This window comes from Enterobacter cloacae complex sp. 372C4, from assembly GCF_050030615.1.
GTDB lineage: Bacteria > Pseudomonadota > Gammaproteobacteria > Enterobacterales > Enterobacteriaceae > Enterobacter > Enterobacter intestinihominis.
This window is the reverse complement of record NZ_JBLGUQ010000001.1, coordinates 2,513,664-2,534,393: the sequence shown is the minus strand read 5'-3', so window position 1 is coordinate 2,534,393 and position 20,730 is coordinate 2,513,664. Positions and strand designations below refer to the sequence as shown.

At 58.4% G+C, this 20,730-nt stretch carries 13 protein-coding genes; 6 read left to right on the top strand and 7 right to left on the bottom strand.

Going from position 1 to position 20,730, the window contains the following annotated elements; all coding sequences use genetic code 11:
• Nucleotides 1–7: 7 nt before the first annotated feature.
• Nucleotides 8–1,459, top strand: coding sequence for an N-acetylglucosamine-binding protein GbpA (gene gbpA, locus ACQG11_RS12175; protein ID WP_063841904.1), 1,452 nt, complete (start codon nt 8–10; stop codon nt 1,457–1,459).
• Between the two features lie 108 nt (nt 1,460–1,567).
• Here gbpA and ACQG11_RS12170 read toward each other — a convergent pair whose 3' ends face one another.
• Together ACQG11_RS12170 and mgtA are read right to left on the bottom strand one after the other, a co-directional pair.
• Nucleotides 1,568–3,952: a beta-N-acetylhexosaminidase gene (locus ACQG11_RS12170; protein WP_426728390.1), complete on the bottom strand. Its 2,385-nt coding sequence runs from the start codon at nt 3,950–3,952 to the stop codon at nt 1,568–1,570.
• A gap of 200 nt (nt 3,953–4,152) precedes the next feature.
• Complete coding sequence (gene mgtA, locus ACQG11_RS12165; protein ID WP_400168926.1) at nt 4,153–6,861, bottom strand: magnesium-translocating P-type ATPase; 2,709 nt, start codon at nt 6,859–6,861, stop codon at nt 4,153–4,155.
• Nucleotides 6,862–7,247: 386 nt separating this feature from the next.
• On the opposite strand from mgtA, the gene treR reads away from it, so the two are divergent.
• From treR to nrdG, 5 genes are all read left to right on the top strand, one after another.
• Nucleotides 7,248–8,195 carry a trehalose operon repressor TreR gene (gene treR / locus ACQG11_RS12160; protein ID WP_022646876.1) on the top strand — a complete coding sequence of 316 codons (948 nt, stop codon included), beginning with the start codon at nt 7,248–7,250 and terminating at the stop codon, nt 8,193–8,195.
• Nucleotides 8,196–8,322: 127 nt separating this feature from the next.
• The gene (gene treB, locus ACQG11_RS12155) at nt 8,323–9,741 is read left to right on the top strand and encodes a PTS trehalose transporter subunit IIBC (protein WP_192935556.1); all 1,419 of its coding nucleotides are present in this window, start codon (nt 8,323–8,325) and stop codon (nt 9,739–9,741) included.
• Nucleotides 9,742–9,792: 51 nt separating this feature from the next.
• Nucleotides 9,793–11,436, top strand: coding sequence for an alpha,alpha-phosphotrehalase (gene treC / locus ACQG11_RS12150; RefSeq protein ID WP_426728389.1), 1,644 nt, complete (start codon nt 9,793–9,795; stop codon nt 11,434–11,436).
• Nucleotides 11,437–11,809: 373 nt separating this feature from the next.
• Nucleotides 11,810–13,948 carry an anaerobic ribonucleoside-triphosphate reductase gene (gene nrdD, locus ACQG11_RS12145; RefSeq protein ID WP_022646868.1) on the top strand — a complete coding sequence of 713 codons (2,139 nt, stop codon included), beginning with the start codon at nt 11,810–11,812 and terminating at the stop codon, nt 13,946–13,948.
• Nucleotides 13,949–14,053: 105 nt separating this feature from the next.
• Nucleotides 14,054–14,518 carry an anaerobic ribonucleoside-triphosphate reductase-activating protein gene (gene nrdG, locus ACQG11_RS12140; protein ID WP_022646867.1) on the top strand — a complete coding sequence of 155 codons (465 nt, stop codon included), beginning with the start codon at nt 14,054–14,056 and terminating at the stop codon, nt 14,516–14,518.
• A 32-nt stretch (nt 14,519–14,550) separates the two neighbouring features.
• On the opposite strand, the gene ACQG11_RS12135 is transcribed toward nrdG, so the two are convergent.
• From ACQG11_RS12135 to ACQG11_RS12115, 5 genes are all read right to left on the bottom strand, one after another.
• Complete coding sequence (locus tag ACQG11_RS12135; protein ID WP_023305322.1) at nt 14,551–16,461, bottom strand: BglG family transcription antiterminator; 1,911 nt, start codon at nt 16,459–16,461, stop codon at nt 14,551–14,553.
• Nucleotides 16,462–16,480: 19 nt separating this feature from the next.
• Nucleotides 16,481–17,617 (bottom strand): lactonase family protein, encoded by a 1,137-nt coding sequence (locus ACQG11_RS12130; RefSeq protein WP_426728388.1) that lies wholly within the window; start codon nt 17,615–17,617, stop codon nt 16,481–16,483.
• Between the two features lie 119 nt (nt 17,618–17,736).
• Entirely contained in the window at nt 17,737–18,477 is a 741-nt protein-coding gene (gene dagF, locus ACQG11_RS12125) for a 2-dehydro-3-deoxy-phosphogluconate aldolase (RefSeq protein WP_426728387.1), read from the bottom strand.
• A complete protein-coding gene (locus ACQG11_RS12120) occupies nt 18,474–19,592 on the bottom strand; it encodes a DgaE family pyridoxal phosphate-dependent ammonia lyase (RefSeq protein ID WP_426728386.1) in 1,119 nt (372 codons plus the stop codon). The genes dagF and ACQG11_RS12120 overlap by 4 nt, the downstream gene beginning before the upstream one ends.
• Complete coding sequence (locus ACQG11_RS12115; protein WP_022646862.1) at nt 19,576–20,709, bottom strand: amidohydrolase/deacetylase family metallohydrolase; 1,134 nt, start codon at nt 20,707–20,709, stop codon at nt 19,576–19,578. Before ACQG11_RS12115 ends, ACQG11_RS12120 begins: the two co-directional genes overlap by 17 nt.
• Nucleotides 20,710–20,730: the final 21 nt, after the last annotated feature.

The window sequence follows — 20,730 nt, the reverse complement described above, 5'->3', positions numbered from 1 at the left end:
ATGAGTAATGAAACTTTCAAAAATTGCACTTGCCCTCGCGACAGTGACCGTTGCATCGTCGGCATTTGCTCACGGCTATATTGAATCTCCAGCCAGCCGCGCCTATATGTGTAAGCTTGGCCAAAATATTGATTGCGGCGCTGTACAGTATGAACCGCAGAGCGTGGAAAAAACTTCCGGTTTCCCGACCGGCGCTATGCCGCCGGACGGCCAGCTCGCCAGTGCAGGTATTTCCCAGTATTCTCAGCTGGATAAGCAAAGCCTGAATGCCTGGACCAAAAACCCGATAACAGCAGGCCCGCATGAGTTCGTCTGGCATCATACTGCACCGCATAAAACCACTAACTGGCGCTATTACATCACCAAACAAAATTGGGATCCAAATAAGCCGCTGACTCGCGATCAATTTGAATTAACTCCATTCTGTACGATCAACGGAAATAGTCAGGCACCAGCCGTAACAAAATCTATGACTTGCAATGTTCCTGCGCGTACGGGGTACCAGGTTATTTACGGCGTGTGGGAAATTGCGGACACCTCAAATAGCTTTTATCAGGCCATTGACGTTGATTTCGGGAATGGTGGCAACGTAACCCCGGACGAAACGCCTGCGATCGTTTCCGAATGGAGCAAAACCCTGAGCGGCCAGATTGCCGGTAATAACCTGAACGTGGGCGATAAGGTTATCGCACGTTTCTTCGACGCCAACGGTGAAGTGACCGCCATGCGTACCGAAATGACCATCGGCTCTGCTGAACAAGGCGACGCTAACCAGTGGTCTTACGATCTGGCGCAGAAGATCAACACCGCTCAGAGCGATGTCCGCGTCGGTGTTAAAGATGAAGCCGGTGACATCAGCCCGGTTCACGGCGCCAACAGCGTATTCGTGAAAGAGGGCAGCACGCTGAAATCCGTTGCCATCTCCTATGAAGAGCAAAAAGCGCAGGTGAGCGAGACCATCGCCGTTTCCGATCTGCAATACAGCAAAATCGAACATGGCAACGCGACCATCACCTTCCACGTCAACACGCAGGGTGACGTTAATTTTGAAGCACACGTGATGAACCACCACGGTGCGGAAAAAGGTTACCTGAAGCAGGACATGAACAACGTCAATCAGGACGTGACCATGACGTTGACTGACGTGACGGCGGGACACCATATGCTGAAATACTACGCGACCAATAAAGACGGCACGATGTTCGCCCAGGACGTGCTGAACCTGATGCTGGAAAGCGATGCGGCTGCGGACAGCACCGGCCACCACGACTTTACCTTCCCGGAGAATATCGCCTCGTACAAAGCAGGCACCGTGGTACTACAGCCAAAAGACGGTAAGACCTACGAATGTAAGCCTTTCCCGTACAGCGGCTACTGCGTGCAGTACAGCCCAACCGCAAACCAGTTTGAGCCTGGCGTTGGCGCGCACTGGAAAGAGGCGTGGGTGTTGAAGAACTGAGTGGAAAAACCTTACCCCTCACCCTAACCCTCTCCCCAAAGGGGAGAGGGTACCGATAGTGCCCCTCGCCCCTTTGGGGAGAGGGGTTGGGGTGAGGGGTATTTTTTTCTACTGATTCTGCGTCGCACGCAGCAGCGTTTCCAGCGGGTACACCGCCGCAATCACCACTTCGTCCTGGATTTTCGCCGCGTTATCCAGTTCGCTCTGGATCGACGCGATCTCTTTATCATCCAGCGTTCCCTGACGTGCCACCAGATCCGTCAGCCGCAGGCCAATCGAGGCCAGTTTGTCCACCTCCTGAATCACCGGTTTGATGGCTTTCAACTGATAGCTGTTTTCGCTCAAGGCCAGCACGTCGCTGGTGTTGTTCTGCCAGCGGTTAAAGACGTGGCGCAGCGCGTCGGCGCTCTCCGTGTCTTCCGCGTCGCTCACCAGACGATCAGCCCATTTATTCATCTGACGCACGGTCGCACTTTCCGCGTTTAGCGCGTCAGCGAGCCGGTTGAGCGGCTCAAACTGATGATAGTTTCCGGCCTGGAACTTAAGATGCTGACGGGTGTAATACTGCGCCGGCTCAAGCGCCTGGGCGAGGATTTGCAGCGGCAAGGTATCCGCATTGTTAGCGAGGCGCGTGAACTGTACCTGCTGCTGGGTATGCTGCTGTAGCCCAACCGATACCGTGGACCAGCTGTCCATCGCCTGGAGTCGGGTATACATGTTGTCGATGTCGTTGACGTCCTTCGCCGACCAAAGCCGCTCCGCCACCGCAAAGGCGCGCGGCCACAGACGGATATCCAGCACTGGCGCGACTACGTTTTCCGCCCACAGCGCGGCTTCACCGCCGAGCAGATTGGCCTCGTTCGCCGGGTCCGGCACCACCGGCGGAACGCCTTTCGGCACCTCGTCCAGACGCGTGCCGCTAATCAGGTAGCGGGCGTTACCCACCAGGAAATAGCCGCTGAGCTTATCGTTCTCAACAGAAACGACCGGACGCGTTTCACCCATCCAGGTATCAACGGTAAACGTTACCTGATTGTCGTCCCGCCACTGAATGTTATCCACCGCCCGACGCGATTTCCCGGCAAAATCAATGAATCCGCGCCAGCCAGCATCGCCTTTCACCAGCGTAAAGCTGGCTTCCACCGGCTTGCCTTTCAGACGCGGCATCGAGAAAGCCCAGCTCTGGACGCTGTCGGTGTCTGCTATCACATCCACGCCGTTCAACCCCTGCGGCACAATTTCATTGCGGTAGTGGTAGGCGGTGGATTGCGGCTGATCAAGGTAGAAACCGGTAGAGAGAATGCCCTTATAGCCGTTCTGCGCCACCTGCCCCAGCGCGTCCTGTCCCTGCCAGGACTGGATCAGAATGCTTTTCGGCAGATCGGGATGGTAGATCTCATCCCAGCCAACCATCTGCCGGTGGTGCTTCTCAAGGATCGTCTCCAGCTTGCGGTTGAAATACGCCTGCAACGCATGGCTGTCCGCCAGTTTGTTGTCGCGCATGAATCTCTGGATCGCAGCGTTCGCTTTCCACTGGCTGTCGTCAACCTCATCGCCGCCAATATGCAGATACGGATCCGGGAAGATCGCCGCCAGTTCGCTGACCATCGCGTTGGCAAAGGTATAGGTCGCCTCTTTGGTGGGATCCAGCACTGGCTTAAGCACGCCCCAGTGGCGCTCCATGGCGTACGGCCCCGGCGCGCTCATCAGCTCCGGGTAGGCGACGGCAATCGCCGAGGCGTGGCCCGGCATATCAATTTCCGGCACCACGCGTATGCCGCGCTCGGCAGCGTAACGCACAATCTCGCGCATCTGCTCCGGGGTGTAGAACAGCCCATCGCTGGCAAGCTGGGTTAATTTTGGATAACGCTTCGAGGTAAAGCGCCAGCCCTGATCGTCCGTCAAATGCCAGTGCAGGACGTTGAGCTTAGCCGCGGCCATGCCGTCGATCTGGCGTTTGATATCGGGTAACGGGATGAAATGGCGCGCTGAATCGAGCAGCAGCCCGCGCCACGGGAAGCGCGGCGAATCTTCAATGGTAACCCACGGAATCGAGGTGTTTTCGGCACCGTTCTGCATCAGCTGGAGCAAGGTTTCCATGGCGCGCAGCGCGCCGAAGCGGGTGTTGGCGGAGATATTTACGCCGTTGGCGTCCACCGTGAGTTTATAGCTCTCATCGCTGTCCGGCAGCGGCTGCGGCTTCACCTTTTCAGCGATGGAAATACGGATGGTTGGCTTATCAGGTTTTTCGGCCTGCGGCTGTAGCGTCCAGCCAGTTTGCAGGGCGATGCGCTGGCGCAGGCGGTTGACCGCATCCCCCAGATCGTCGCCGCTGACGCTCACGGTGAGTTGATTGTTAAGCACCAGCGCACCCTGCGTGGTCGGGCGTTCAACCTTCGCAGGCCAGGGCATTAAGGGAAGGTCGCCTGCCGGGGCGGCAAAGGCGGAGGCGCCGAGCATGAGCCCGGCGGTTAAGAGGCTGTACCGTAACATGAATGTTCCTTATCTGACGGGCCAAATAAAGGCAAAACATTCTGTTAACATGCGCTCAAATTGTCGTCAAGCGAATGCGCCGACGGAGATCACAGGTTGTTGAATTTGGGAGGAAAGCCAGCTGCCGGGTGGCGGCTTCGCCTTACCCGGCCTACGTTCGGATCGTAGGCCCGGTAAGCGCAGCGCCACCGGGCTTGCCGTTACTGCCATCCATACCGACGGCTATAGAATCCTTTGACCATCTGCGTCAGCACCATGTAACCCGCGAGGATCGCCACCAGCCACGGGAAGTAGCTCAGCGGCAGCGCCTGAAGTTGCAGGTAACTTGCAAGCGGCGAGAACGGCAGCGCGATCCCGAGCGCCATCACAATGCCCGTCATCACGATCAGCGGCCATGCGGCACGGCTCTGGATAAACGGAATGCGGCGGGTGCGGATCATATGCACAATCAGGGTCTGGGACAGCAGCCCCACCACGAACCAGCCGGACTGGAACAGCGTCTGGTGTTCCGGGGTGTTGGCGTGGAACACAAACCACATCAGGCAGAAGGTCAGAATGTCAAAGATGGAGCTGATCGGCCCAAAGAACAGCATAAAGCGCCCCAGATCGGCGGGGTTCCAGCGCTGCGGCTTCTGGATCTGCTCGTCGTCCACGTTATCAAACGGGATGGCGACCTGAGAGACATCGTACATCAGGTTCTGGATCAGCAGGTGCAGCGGTAGCATCGGCAGGAACGGCAGGAAGGCGCTCGCCACCAGCACGCTGAAGACGTTACCGAAGTTGGAGCTGGCGGTCATTTTGATGTATTTGAGCATATTGGCGAAGGTGCGACGCCCTTCGATGACGCCCTCCTCCAGCACCATCAGGCTCTTTTCCAGCAGAATGATATCTGCCGCCTCACGGGCGATATCCACCGCGCCGTCCACGGAGATACCGATATCCGCCGCACGCAGGGCTGGCGCATCGTTGATGCCGTCGCCCATAAAGCCCACCACGTGCCCTTCACGACGCAGCAGAGTGACGATGCGTTCTTTATGCATCGGCGTGAGGCGGGCAAACAGCGTGGTGCGCAGGGCAAGCTCGGCCAGCTCATCGTCGGACAGGTGCTCAATGTCGCTCCCCACCACGACGTCGCCCGCGTCCAGGCCCACTTCGTGGCACACTTTGGCCGCCACCAGCTCGCTGTCGCCGGTCAGGATTTTGACGGTGATCCCGCTCGCTTTCAGTGCTTTCAGCGCCGGCGCGGTGGTCTCTTTCGGCGGATCGAGGAATGCGATGTAACCCTCGAGGATCAAATCGGATTCATCGATACGCTGGTAGTCCCCTTCCCGCGCGGGCAGGAACTTGCTTGCTACCGCCACCACGCGCAGCCCCTGACGGTTCAGGTTATCGGTGACGCGTTTGATGCGGCGCAGCATGGTCTCATCCAGCGGCACGATCTCGTCGTTATGACGCACCTGCGTGGAAACATTCAGGATCTCCTGCAATGCCCCTTTGCAGATCAGCTGATGTACGTCCGGCTGCTCGCTGACCACCACCGACATGCGGCGCCGTTCAAAGTCGAACGGAATTTCGTCCACCTTCTGCCAGCGGCCGGAGAGCATGCGGGCAGACTCTTCATCCACACCTTCCAGCACCGCCACGTCGAGCAGGTTTTTCAGCCCTGTCTGGTAGTGACTGTTCAGCCACGCGCTGTACAGCACCCGTTCGCTGGTCTTTCCGGCGATATCGGTGTGGTTCTCCAGCACGATTTTGTCCTGGGTCAGGGTGCCGGTTTTATCGGTGCAAAGAATGTCCATCGCGCCAAAGTTCTGGATGGCGTCGAGGTGTTTGACGATCACCTTTTGTTTAGAGAGTTTGACCGCCCCGCGCGCCAGCGTGGAGGTGACAATCATCGGCAGCATTTCCGGCGTTAAGCCGACAGCCACGGAGAGGGCGAACAGCGCCGCTTCCCACCAGTCACCTTTGGTGTAGCCGTTGATCAGCAGGACAATCGGCGTCATGACCATCATAAAGCGGATCAGCAGCATGCTGACGCGGCCAATGCCTTTCTGGAATGCGTTCGGCTCGCTCTCCTGCTCGCTGACGCGTCCGGCAAGCTGTCCAAACCAGGTGTTGCCGCCGGTAGCGGTGACAATGGCCTGCGCCGTGCCGCTGACCACCGTGGTGCCCATAAAGCACAGGGTGTCGCATTCCAGCGGATTCATCTGCTGCGGATCGCGGGTCCTCGCCACCTTCTCTACGGGCAGGGATTCACCGGTGAGTGACGCCTGCGCGACGAACAGATCCCGCGCCTGGATGATGCGTAAATCCGCCGGGATCATGTCACCCGCCGCCAGCTTCACCAGATCGCCCGGCACCAGCTGGTCAATGGGCAGTTCAATCCAGGCGTTTTCGCCGAGGTCGTTAATCACGCGCGACACGGTGGCAGTATTGCTGACCATCGCTTTCAGTGCATCCGCCGCTTTGGTGGAGCGCGCTTCCTGAATAAAGTTAAGCAGCGTGGAGATCCCCACCATCAGGGCAATTACGCCTGCGGCAAACAGATCTTCAGTGGCGTAAGAGATAATCCCGAGCACCGTCAGCAGCAGGTTGAACGGATTGCGGTAGCAGAGCCACAGGTGGACCCACCATGGTGAGGGTTTTTGCGCCGGGATCTGGTTATCGCCATGTTCCTCGCGGATTTTTGACACTTCTTGCGCATTCAGCCCTTCCGGGTGGCCGCCAAAGGCGCGCCAGACTTCGTTTTCATCCATCGCCGCCACGTTCAGGCAGCGCTCGGTCAGGGAAGCGGGGATTTCCGCGCCCGCCAGGGTGTTGGCATTTGGCAGCGGATCGCGCGCAATCAGGCGATGTGGCAGGTGGCGGCTCAGCTGCGCGAACAGCTGCCGGGTGATATTTTTCAGCATAGTCATTCCCCCGCATCCGCAAAGGCGGACGCAGTTTTCCCGCAGGCGTGGCAGAGCCGTACCTGTCAGGCACTTAATTTATCAAGCAGGAACGTATGAACGTTGCTGCCTCACGCCGGTGAGACAGCAAAAGGCTGGCTTACCGGAAAGAAGGTTTTCTCCTGGTCAGGAGAGGTGTGGGATCGGGATCCATGTAGCCTCCGGTAAGTTAAAAATGGGATGTCGTCGCGCAGTATAAGGATTTAACCATACCTTTTGTGACTATTCGGGCGGTATGATACCCCCTCGTAAATAAACCGCACGTAAACCAGACTTTGCCCATAGCGAATTCGCAGGATAGCATTAGGCTCAACTGATTATTTTATCGTTGTTACAGGGAATACAGCATGCAGAACCGCCTTACGATTAAAGACATCGCGCGTTTAAGCGGCGTGGGGAAATCGACCGTCTCACGCGTGCTTAACAACGAAAGCGGTGTCAGCGAGCGCACACGCGAGCGCGTCGAGGCGGTGATGAATCAGCACGGTTTTTCCCCTTCCCGCTCCGCGCGCGCCATGCGCGGGCAGAGCGATAAAGTGGTCGCCATTATTGTCTCGCGTCTGGATTCCCTCTCCGAAAACCTCGCCGTACAGACGATGCTGCCCGCGTTCTACGAGCAGGGCTACGATCCGATCATGATGGAGAGCAAGTTTTCCGCGCAAATGGTGGAGGAGCATCTCGGTATGCTTCAGCGCCGCAACATTGATGGCGTAGTGCTGTTCGGGTTTACCGGTCTTAAAGAGGACATGCTTAAACCCTGGCAGCCGTCTCTGGTGCTGCTGGCGCGCGACGCCAGCGGGTTTGCCTCTGTCTGTTACGATGACGAAGGGGCAATCGTGATCCTGATGCAGCGCCTGTATGAGCAGGGCCATCGGCATATCAGCTATCTCGGCGTGCCGCATGCCGACATCACCACCGGCAAGCGTCGCCATGAAGCGTACCTGGCGTTTTGTAAAAAAAACAATCTCCCCGCCGTGGCCGCGCTGCCTGGACTGGGTATGAAACAGGGATATGAGCAGGTCGCCAGCGTGCTGACTGCACAAACCACCGCCCTGGTGTGCGCCACGGATACCCTTGCATTGGGTGCGAGCAAATATTTGCAGGAACAACGCATCGGGGAGCTGCAGTTAGCGAGCGTGGGAAGCACGCCGCTGATGAAGTTCTTACACCCGGAGATTATCAGCGTTGACCCGGGTTATGCCGAGTCTGGCCGGCAGGCTGCCGCGCAGCTGATCGAGCAAATTACCGGGCGTACCGAGCCCCGTCAGATCGTTATTCCAGCCCGCCTCTCATAATTTTTTTGAATGGATTATTGTGATCTTCGCCCGATTTCGGGAACGTTCCCATTTTCGCCGTCACGTTGAAGGAGTAGGCTTGCGCACAGGTCATAACCCCTTTCACCATCTGTCATGAGGTTTCATGATGAGTAAAGTCAAACAAGCCGATATCGATCAGCTGATCGTCCTGGTCGGCGGACGCGAGAACATCGCCACCGTCAGCCATTGCATTACCCGCCTGCGCTTCGTGCTGAACGATCCGGCCAAAGCCAATCCGAAAGCCATTGAAGAGTTGAAAATGGTTAAAGGCTGCTTCACCAACGCCGGGCAGTTCCAGGTGGTGATTGGTACCGAAGTGGGCGATTACTATCAGGCTCTGCTGGCGACTACCGGGCACTCTTCCGCCGATAAAGAGCAGGCGAAGAAGGCAGCGCGCCAGAATATGAAATGGCATGAGCAGCTGATTTCCCATTTTGCGGAGATCTTCTTCCCACTGCTGCCGGCGCTGATCAGCGGGGGCTTAATTCTGGGCTTCCGTAACGTCATCGGCGATGTGCCAATGAGCGACGGCAAAACCCTGGCGCAGATGTACCCGGCGCTGCAAAGCATCTATGACTTCCTGTGGCTGATTGGCGAAGCCATCTTCTTCTATCTGCCGGTCGGGATCTGCTGGTCAGCGGTGCGCAAGATGGGCGGAACGCCCATTCTCGGAATCGTACTCGGCGTGACGCTGGTCTCTCCGCAGTTAATGAACGCTTACTTACTTGGTCAGCAAACGCCAGAGGTGTGGAACTTCGGCCTGTTTACCATCGCCAAAGTGGGCTACCAGGCGCAGGTTATCCCGGCATTGCTGGCGGGTCTGGCGCTGGGCTTTATTGAGACACGTCTGAAGCGCATCGTGCCGGACTATCTCTATCTGGTGGTGGTCCCGGTCTGCTCGCTGATCCTGGCGGTGTTCCTGGCGCATGCCTTTATCGGTCCGTTTGGCCGCATGATTGGCGACGGCGTGGCCTTCGCGGTCCGTCACCTGATGACCGGCAGCTTCGCACCGATTGGCGCCGCACTGTTCGGCTTCCTGTACGCTCCGCTGGTGATCACCGGCGTGCACCAGACCACGCTGGCGATCGATATGCAGATGATCCAGAGCCTCGGCGGCACGCCGGTCTGGCCGATTATCGCCCTGTCTAACATTGCGCAGGCCTCGGCGGTAACCGGCATTATCATCGTCAGCCGTAAGCACAACGAGCGTGAGATCTCCGTTCCGGCGGCCATCTCCGCTTACCTCGGCGTCACTGAACCGGCGATGTACGGTATCAACCTGAAATATCGCTTCCCGATGCTCTGCGCGATGATCGGCTCCGGTCTGGCGGGCTTGCTGTGCGGCCTGAACGGCGTGATGGCAAACGGGATTGGCGTCGGCGGCCTGCCGGGTATCCTCTCCATTCAGCCCGCTTTCTGGCAGGTATTTGCGCTGGCGATGGCGGTGGCGATTATCATCCCAATGGCGCTGACTACCGTGGTTTATCAGCGTAAGTTCCGTCAGGGCACGTTGCAGATTGTTTAATTCCCTTTTTCGGGGCGCAGTTGCGCCCCTTCGCATTTGCAGGAACGCACTATGAATACCCTTCCTCACTGGTGGCAGAACGGCGTCATCTATCAGATTTACCCAAAGAGTTTCCAGGATACCACCGGCAGCGGCACGGGCGATCTACGCGGCGTAACGCAGCGCCTGGACTACCTGAAAACCCTCGGCATTGACGCCATCTGGCTGACGCCGTTTTATATCTCGCCGCAGGTGGATAACGGTTACGACGTGGCGAACTACACTGCCATCGACCCGACCTACGGCACGCTGGACGACTTTGACGAGCTGGTTGCCCGGGCGCATGAACGTGGCATCCGCATTGTGCTGGATATGGTCTTTAACCACACGTCCACGCAGCACGCCTGGTTCCGTGAGTCGCTGGATAAAGCGAGTCCGTACCGTGAGTTCTATATCTGGCGCGACGGTACGCCGGACGCGCTTCCCAACAACTGGCGCTCCAAGTTTGGCGGCAACGCCTGGCGCTGGCATGCCGAAAGCGAGCAGTATTATCTGCATCTGTTCGCGCCGGAGCAGGCGGATCTCAACTGGGAAAACCCGGCGGTGCGCGCCGAGCTGAAAAAAGTGTGCGAGTTCTGGGCCGATCGCGGCGTGGACGGCTTGCGTCTGGACGTCATTAACCTGATTTCAAAAGATCAGGATTTCCCGGACGACACCATCGGGGATGGCCGACGTTTCTACACTGACGGGCCGCGCATCCACGAATATCTCCAGGAGATGAGCCGGGATGTCTTTACGCCGCGCAACCTGATGACGGTGGGCGAGATGTCCTCCACCTCGCTGGAGAACTGTCAGCAGTATGCGTCGCTCGACGGGCGCGAGCTGTCGATGACCTTTAACTTCCATCATCTGAAGGTCGACTACCCCGGCGGCGAAAAGTGGACGCTTGCGAAGCCGGATTTTGTGGCGCTGAAAACCCTTTTCCGCCACTGGCAGCAGGGGATGCACAACAAAGCCTGGAACGCGCTGTTCTGGTGTAACCATGACCAGCCGCGCATCGTGTCACGCTTTGGTGACGAAGGGGAACACCGCGTGGCGGCGGCGAAAATGCTCGGCATGGTGCTGCACGGGATGCAGGGCACGCCGTATATCTATCAGGGTGAAGAGCTGGGCATGACCAACCCGCATTTCAGCCGTATCACCGACTACCGCGACGTAGAAAGCCTGAACATGTTCGCCGAACAGCGGGCGAACGGCCGCGATACGGATGAACTGCTGGCGATTCTGGCGAGTAAGTCACGTGATAATGGGCGCACGCCGATGCAGTGGGACGCCTCGCACAATGCGGGCTTTACCGGGGGCGAACCGTGGATTGGTGTCTGCGACAACTACGAAACCGTGAACGCCCGCGCGGCGCTGGACGACCCCGACTCGGTGTTTTACACCTATCAGTCGCTGATTCGCCTGCGCAAAACCCTGCCGGTGCTGACGTGGGGGGATTATGAGGATCTCCTGCCTGACCACCCTTCCCTGTGGTGCTATCGCCGTCAGTGGCAGGCACAAACGCTGATGGTGGTGGCGAACCTGAGCCATTTGCCTCAGGAATGGCAAGCGGACGCTCTCAGCGGCGAGTCGCAGGTGGTGATAAGCAACTACCCCGCCCCTCAAACCTCAATGCTTCGTCCGTTTGAAGCCGTGTGGTGGTTAAAGCAGTAATTCCTCCGCCGGGCACGATGCCGTGTCCGGCTTACTTTACTGTTTTTGTTGAATAATTAATCAGATTTTTCCTTCGCGTCTTTACAATTGCCTCAGCGCCCGCCGTTTGTACTCTCGTCTTTTTACTTTGTCCTGCATCAAAAAAATCGCAAACATGTTTGATGCAAATCACTATATGTAGCACTTAAAATGCACGCCGACCCAACATCTTGTATTTATCGTCTACTATTCCAACAACAAGACGGCGCGAACGCTGGCCGGAATTGTGGATAACACGAGCTGGGCACGCGGGAAGTCTTTGCCTCGGCGAGGAATACGCCCGGTGAATACTTCTCCACCTCTGTGGATAACCTGTTTTTAAAATGGAGTGATCATGACACCGCATGTGATGAAACGTGATGGCTGTAAAGTGCCGTTTAAATCAGAGCGCATCAAAGAAGCCATTCTGCGTGCAGCTAAAGCAGCGGGAGTCGATGACGCAGATTACTGCGCCACCGTCGCAGAAGTCGTTAGCAGCCAGATGCACGAACGCAGCCAGGTGGATATCAACGAGATCCAGACCGCGGTTGAAAACCAGCTGATGTCTGGTCCGTACAAGCAGCTGGCGCGCGCCTACATTGAGTATCGTCACGACCGTGACGTCCAGCGTGAGAAACGCGGTCGCCTGAACCAGGAGATCCGCGGCCTGGTAGAGCAAACCAACTCGTCGCTGCTCAATGAAAATGCCAATAAAGACAGCAAAGTGATCCCGACCCAGCGCGACCTGCTGGCTGGTATCGTCGCCAAGCACTATGCCCGCCAGCACCTGCTGCCGCGCGATGTAGTCTCGGCGCACGAGCGCGGTGAGATCCACTACCACGATCTCGACTACTCGCCGTTCTTCCCGATGTTTAACTGCATGCTGATCGACCTGAAAGGCATGCTGACCCAGGGTTTTAAAATGGGTAACGCCGAGATTGAGCCGCCGAAATCCATCTCCACCGCGACGGCGGTCACGGCGCAGATCATCGCCCAGGTGGCGAGCCACATCTATGGCGGCACCACCATTAACCGCATCGATGAAGTATTGGCCCCGTTCGTGACCGAGAGCTTCAACAAACACCGTAAAACGGCGGAAGAATGGCAGATCCCGGACGCCGACGGTTATGCCCGTTCCCGCACCGAGAAAGAGTGCTACGACGCGTTCCAGTCGCTGGAATATGAAGTAAACACGCTGCACACCGCCAACGGCCAGACGCCGTTTGTGACCTTCGGGTTTGGCCTCGGAACCAGCTGGGAATCACGCCTGATCCAGCAGTCTATTCTGCGTAACCGTATCTCCGGCCTCGGTAAAAACCGTAAAACGGCGGTGTTCCCGAAACTGGTGTTCGCCATTCGCGACGGCCTGAACCACAAGTTTGGCGATCCGAACTACGACATCAAACAGCTGGCGCTGGAGTGCGCGAGCAAGCGTATGTACCCGGACATTCTGAACTACGACCAGGTGGTAAAAGTCACCGGTTCGTTTAAAACGCCAATGGGCTGTCGCAGCTTCCTCGGCGTGTACGAAGATGAGAACGGCGAGCAGATCCACGACGGGCGCAACAACCTGGGCGTCATCAGCCTGAACCTGCCGCGCATCGCGCTGGAAGCCAAAGGTAATGAAGCGGCCTTCTGGGCGCTGCTGGATGAACGTTTACAGCTGGCACGTAAGGCGCTGATGACCCGCATCGCCCGCCTTGAAGGGGTGAAAGCCCGCGTCGCGCCAATTCTCTATATGGAAGGGGCCTGCGGCGTGCGCCTGAAGGCGGATGATGATGTGTCGGAGATCTTCAAAAACGGTCGCGCGTCGATCTCTCTCGGCTATATCGGCATTCACGAAACCATTAACGCGCTGTTTGGCGACAAGCACATCTATGACAACGACGCCCTGCGTGAGAAAGGTATCGCGATTGTGCAGCGCCTGCGCGATGCGGTAGACCAGTGGAAAGAGGAAACCGGCTACGGTTTCAGCCTGTACAGCACGCCGAGCGAAAACCTCTGCGATCGCTTCTGCCGTCTGGATACCGCCGAGTTCGGCATCGTGGAAGGGGTGACCGACAAAGGTTACTACACCAACAGCTTCCACCTCGATGTGGAGAAGAAGGTGAACCCGTACGACAAGATCGATTTCGAAGCGGCCTATCCGCCCATCGCGAACGGCGGTTTTATCTGCTACGGCGAGTACCCGAACATTCAGCATAACCTGAAGGCGCTGGAAGACGTGTGGGATTACAGCTATCAGCACGTGCCGTACTACGGAACCAACACGCCAATTGACGAGTGCTACGAGTGCGGCTTTACCGGTGAGTTCGAGTGCACCAGCAAAGGCTTCACCTGCCCTAAATGCGGTAACCACGATGCAGCCCGCGTCTCCGTAACCCGCCGCGTGTGCGGCTACCTCGGCAGCCCGGACGCCCGTCCGTTTAACGCCGGTAAGCAGGAAGAGGTGAAGCGCAGGGTGAAACATCTGGGGAATGGGCAGATCGGGTAATCCACTGCCACGTTAATGCCCGGTGGCGCTGCGCTTACCGGGCCTACGGACCGCTCTCTTTTGTAGGCCGGGTAAGCGCAGCGCCACCCGGCGTGGTTATTCGCGATGAACTATCACCAGTACTACCCCGTCGACATCGTCAACGGCCCCGGCACCCGCTGCACCCTCTTTGTATCAGGCTGCGTTCACGAGTGCCCCGGCTGCTATAACAAAAGCACCTGGCGCCTGAACTCGGGTATGCCGTTTACCGCTGAGATGGAAGACCGCATCATCAACGACCTGAACGACACGCGCATTAAACGTCAGGGGATCTCGCTCTCCGGCGGCGACCCGCTCCATCCGCAAAACGTGCCGGCGATCCTGAAGCTGGTAAAACGCATCCGCCGCGAGTGCGCGGGAAAAGACATCTGGGTCTGGACGGGTTATAAGCTGGATGAACTGAATGCGCAGCAGAAGGAAGTGGTGGATCTGATTAACGTCCTGGTCGACGGCAAGTTCGTGCAGGATCTAAAAGATCCTATGCTTATCTGGCGCGGCAGCAGCAACCAGGTTGTGCATCATCTGCGTTGAATGAAGGCGGATATCCGCTGTCCGCCTGAACGTCAAAACCGACTCACACTCTCCATTGCCTCAGCCTTAAATGCCGCAAAGTCTTCGCACTGGCACAGGCGCGCCATCGCGCGTTCACGCAGGAAAGTGACAAAAATATCGTAAATCGCCATTGCCTCTTCGTACTCGCTTTTGCTGATGGCGAGCAGAAAAATGACATGGGCGGTTTCATCTCCCCACTGAATGCCCTGCGGCGCCAGCACGGTGTAGACCACCGTTTTTTGCGCCAGCAGGCCGAGGGAGTGCGGCAGCGCGATGCCGTCGCCGAGCATAGTGCTGACGATAGCTTCACGCTCGATAACCGATTCCAGAAATTCCGCACCGACAAAGCCTTCGCTTTCAAGCTGCCCACACAGTTCGCGGAACAGCGTTTGCTGGTCGACAGGCTTGTCGAGAATGCGGAAATGGGCCGCGTCGAAGTATTTCTCCAGCATCCACGGACGGGTACGGTCCACCAGCACCAGCTTGCCGATCTGCTCTAACTGATAATCGGTCGGGAACGGGGCGATTATCACCACCGGTTTGGATTTTTCGCTCACGCGAGCGGTGGAGATCACGAAGTCTTCGCCAATGGCATCGGCAAGTTCGTACTCGCGCAGGGTGAGCGTGCGCGTCACCTCAATCTGCGGGTATTTGCGCTGAAGCACCGCCTCGATCATGCGCACCATCGCGTTACCGGCGTCACATACCAGCAGCACGCGCGGCTGACGCTGGTAGCCGATGTTGTAGTGGCGCTCCAGACCGACACCGATATGCAGCACCAGAAAACCAATTTCGTTTTCGCTGATCACATACGGCGTGTATTTGCCCCAGCTCGACACCGCCGCGAGGGTCATATCCCACGCCATCGGGTAGTGCTGCTTGATGTTATCCAGCAGCGGATTGGGGATCATGATTTGATACCGCACGCGGGTAATCATGGTTTTGATGTGCGTGAGCAGATCTGCATGCAGTTGCTCGTCGCTCAACAGGTTGTAGTTATAGTGGGTGTTGATGTAGCGCAGGATATAGTTGACCAGGGCTTCGTCGTCGTCAGCATTAATGGCGCTGGGGGCGATCTCCTGGATCTGCCGCGCCGCAATGTGCACGCACAGCCAGCTCTCTTCCGATGGTGAAAGCGCTTTGCCCGCCAGCTCCTGGATAGCCACGGCGATATCTTTCGCCGCCTCGCGTACGTTCTCTTCCACGTCTTCAGCGTGGAATTCCGGCAGCGGATACCCCTCGCTGATGCGCCGTACCGACACCGCGCAGTACAAGCGCAGGAACAGCTCGCCTTCATCGGTCAGGCGAATGTGATGGCGCGTCAGCGCGTCGTGCAGGACAGGGACCATCTTTTCCGCCACGCCCGCGTTGAGCGCCACGTCGGTCACCAGCGGGTTAAGGCTATCCTGCTGCGCCAGCTCCCACAGGAGGTCGGTCAGGCAGGCGCGGATCGCCATCTCGCTGCCAAACAGCTTCATGCCGTGGCGCGGGCGGGTTTCCAGCGTCAGGTTGTAACGGTGAAACCACTCGCGCACTTCCACCATGTCGCTCTGCAATGTGGCCCGGCTGACGAACCACTCATCGGCCAGATCCTCCAGCTTGAGGGAAAAGGCTGACGTCAGAAAACGCACCACCAGATAGTGCACACGCTCCGGTCCGGTTCGCGGAATACGCAGCGCGCGCGGGTGGGACGACTGCAATTGTTGATAGCGCACCACATCATTGATTTTGAGCTGATAGCCGTTGCCCCGGCTCAAAATGAACTGCGCGCCGTGGCTGGCCAGCAGCGCGTTCAGGGCGGTGATATCCGCCCGGACGGTTCGCGTGGAGACCGACAGCCGCTGCGCCAGCTCGTCCTGCGGCAGCGTCTCGTTTTGCAACAGATCGAAAAGTTGTGCTAAACGTTGGTTCGGAAATCGCACGTCGTTGTCCTCTTACTGCTCAGGGTGAAATGACCATCTGGGATGGGCTGCCGACCGGGGTATAGTCTGACTCGGCGCTCAGCTTGCCGTCCGGCGCCACGCGGAAACGGGTAATGTTGTCGCTGCGCTGGTTCATGACGTACAGCCAGCGCCCCTGCTTATCAAGCGTCAGGGTGCGCGGATAGTCGCCCCGCGTCCAGACATCGTCCTGATGTGTCAGTGTGCCCTCCGCCGTTACGGTAAAGTGCCCGATGCTGTTATGCAAACGGTTAGCGACATACAGCTGTTTCCCGTCGGCGCTTAGCGCCAGCCCGGCAGCAAAACTGGTGCCTTTATAACCGTCCGGCAAGGCTGAAACCGTTTTACCCTCTTGCAGCCTGCCGTTGCTGTCCAGCGCATAATGGGTGAGCGTAGAGGCTTCTTCGTTAATCAGCCACAGGGCATCCCCCTTCGGCGTAAAGACGAAATGGCGCGGCCCGGCCCCTTTTGAGGAGGCGCTTATAAACGGCGGATCGTTCGGGGTCAGCTTTCCGGTTCGATCGTCAAAACGGTACTGATAGATGCGATCCAGCCCCAGATCGGTGGAAAAAACGTATTTCCCGCTCGGATCGGCGGCGATCATGTGCGCGTGAGGGCCGTTATGATCGCTGATGGCGAAACTGCCCTCGACGGCAGCTTCCGGCTTTGCCGCGCCCGGTTCGCCTTTGTCCTGATGGGTGTCCGTAGCATCGCCCAGGCTGCCGTCTGCGTTAACGGGCAGCACCGCGATCGATCCGCTGACGTAGTTCGCCACCAGCAAATTTTTGCCGTTCGGCGTCAGGGAAAGATACACCGGCCCCGCGCCGCCGGAGGCCACCTGATTCAGCTCGCTCAGCGCGCCGTTATCGCCTATTCGCAACGCCTGCACCACGCCCTGCTCCACCTCGCTTGCCAGGTAGAGCGTTTTGCCGTCGTGCGAGACGGTAAGCTGCGCAGCGTTCGGGAGTTGGCTCACCAGCGTTTTGTTATCGAGCGCGCCGGTTTGCGGGTCGACGGTAAAACGGTACAGCCCTTCGCCGTTGGGATTATAGGTACCCACCCAGGCGTATTGCGTCTGGGCGACAGCGGCGGTGGCGAGCATTGAGAGTGAAGCGACAAGCAGGGTACGGGTGTGCATGGTGGCTCCTTCGGGTGTGTGCGGTGTGTTTCCCCTCACCCTAACCCTCTCCCCAAAGGGGAGAGGGGACGATTACACCCTCTCCCCTTTGGGGAGAGGGCTGGGGTGAGGGGCAGGTTCTACTTCACCAGCTTCTTCGTCATCGCCAGCAGCGTACGCACATCTTCCGGACGCGTATCACCGCTGGCTTTATCGATAATCGAGCTGTAGATATGCGGGATGATTTTGCTCACGCCCGCATCCAGGGCGATCTGCAAGATCGCCTCGAAGTTATCCAGATCGATACCTCCGGTCGGCTCCAGCCAGAAGTCGTGACGGGCGCAGGCTTCCGCCACCGCCTGGTATTCGTCACGGCATTTCAGGCCGCCCATCGGGAAGTACTTGATTGAGCTGCCGCCGAAATCTTTCAGCAGGGCGATAGCGGTTTCAACCGGCACAATGCCGTCCGGCGCGTTACTGCTCAGCGGGCCGGTGGAAATTTTCACCATGCCGACGGTGCCGGTCGGGGAGACCAGACCGTTGACCACGGACTCATTCTGCCCCAGCAGCGCGCGGCTGGTGGCCACGCCGGTAAAGACCTGGTTAACGTGCTGCGGCTGCACCTGGCTGGAGATTTCACTTACCATCGCCGACTGGTTCGGGTCGCCCGCGCCCAGCCCCACGGAGAGCGCATTATCAATCAGGGCTGCGTACTCACGCATATCTGCAACGGCGCTCGCCACGTCGGGGTAATTTTTGGAGAGCACGCCCACCAGCACATGACCTTCCGCCGCCTCGTAAATGGCGCTGGCGTTGGCTTTCGATCCTGCCAGCACGTTCAGGCAGACGCGGTCACGGTAAAAGTTGGGGGTCAGTTTCATGCTTTTTTCTCCTGTCCTAATACTTCGCTAATACGGCGGTACACGATGTTCAGCTGATCAGCATTCACGCTGCGCACATCCGCTTCGATAATCCCTTCGTTAGCTTTATAGCCACGGAAGTAAATGGCGTATTCGCCCTGCTTGAGCGCGTTCACCAGGTCACCGGTGCCGACGCCGGTGGTCGCTTCGTCAAACTTAATCTCGGTGCGCGCGATATCGCGACCCGCGCTGTCCCAGACCACGCGGGCGGTGACGCCGTTCAGGGTGTTGAGCGCGTCAATAAACGGCGTCATCTTCGCCACCATCTCGGCCCCGCTCTCCCTGGTGGCCGTCAGGTAGTGTTCGATGGCGCAGGTCAGGCCGAGGATCCCCTCTTTGCCCACCTTCATCGCGCGGCCAATGCCCGCCGTCTGGCGCTTCACCCACTCAACGTACTGGGTTTTGCCGATCACCAGGCCGCTGGTTGGGCCTTCAATCGCCTTCGCGCCGCTGTAGATCACCAGGTCCGCGCCGGAGCGGTAATAGGTATGCAGATCTTCTTCCGCTGCGGCATCAACGATCAGCGGCAGGTCGTGTTTACGCGCCACCACCGCCGCCTGCTCGACGCTGAGCATGCTTTTCTGTACGCAGTGGTGCGATTTAATGTAGAGGATAGCCGCTGTACGCGGGGTGATCGCTGCCGCCAGCTGTTCGGCAGAGCATTCGTTGGCGTAGCCCGCTTCCACCAGCCTGCCGCCGCCCAGCGCTACCATGGTGCCTACCGGCGCGCCAAAGTTAACGTTGTGGCCTTTCGGCAGGACGATTTCGTTGTTCTCAATCGGTGTGACGTGCAGGTTTTCCAGCAGCCAGTCGCTGTCTTTCACCAGTACCGCCGCCACGGACTGGGCAATGCCCGCCGACGCGCAGGAGACCACCGTTGCGCCTTCCACCTCCAGCAGCTTCGCGATGTATTCGCCGGTTTTATTGACCAGATCCTTTATCTCAAAGTAGTGATTCATGCCGTCCATCGCCGCCTGCACCACTTCCGGGCGCGGCGTGGAGACACCCAGCGCCGTCATGCGGCCAGAGGTGTTGATAACCTGCTTTAAGTTGTACTTCTCATAAATCGAAGGCATGTTCCGTGCTCCCTTGTTCGGTCATGTAGCCCTTGCCCGCGCGGATCGCGGCAAGCGGCACCAGAATGTGTTCAGCCTGTAGGCTGTCGTTTTCAGCATCCGTCAGCACCGTCGGCTGGCGTTTGAGGGTGAACAGCGTCAGATCAGCGTCGAGACCAGGCTGAATGCGGCCTTTGCGCGTCAGGCGCAGGCCGTCTGCGGCGTTGGCGGTGACGCAGTCAATCACCTGCGGCAATGACATGCCGATGGCGAGGAATTTCGACATCACGCTTGCCAGCGAGCCGACCGGGCCGTTGATGCGGTTGCGGCAGTAGATATCCGAGCTGATGGTGTGCGGCAGAATGCCCATCGCGATGGCGCGTTTCGCCACCTCAAAGCTGAAGCTCGCCGTGCCGTGGCCGACGTCCAGACGCACGCCGCGCTTCAGCGCAGACGTAATGGAGGCGCGCAGCTCGCCGGAGGGCGTCAGGATGCGGTTAGGCTTGCCGTTGTAGCAGTGGGTGATGATGTCGCCGGAGCTTAACAGCTCGGCAATCTCATCAAGGTTCGGCGGGTTGTTGCCGATGTGCACCATCAGCGGCAGGTCGCCATTCTCTTTTTGAATCGCTTTCGCGCGCTCCAGCGGGGTAATGCCGTTTTCACCGACCACGCTGCTGCTCATGCGCGCCTTCAGGCCGACGATAAAATCCGGGTAGCGCGTCACCGCCTGCTTCACCGCATCAGCATCAATATTGGCCATATTGGCCAGCTCGTTCTGGGCAATCAGCCCCACGCGGGAGATGTTCAGCAGGGCAAACACCTCGGTGGATGCTTTGCGGGTGATGGCGTAAAAATCATCCACGTCGTCGGCCCCGGTACTGCCCGCGTCCACCACGGTGGTGACGCCGGTGGCAATGCCCACGCTGTCCGGCTCGTCGTGGTAAATTGGGGAGTTCGGGTAGCAGTGGACGTGGGAGTCAATCCAGCCCGCGCTGACGAACACGACACCGTTAAGCTCAACCGTTTTACGAGCGGGAGCGTCAATTTGGCCTGTCGCGGCGATCTTCCCGTCCTGAATGGCGATATCGGTCAGGGTATCGTCGGCGAGGCGCGCACGGCGCAGGAGTAGATCAAACATGGGGTTCTCCTGATAAGGCGG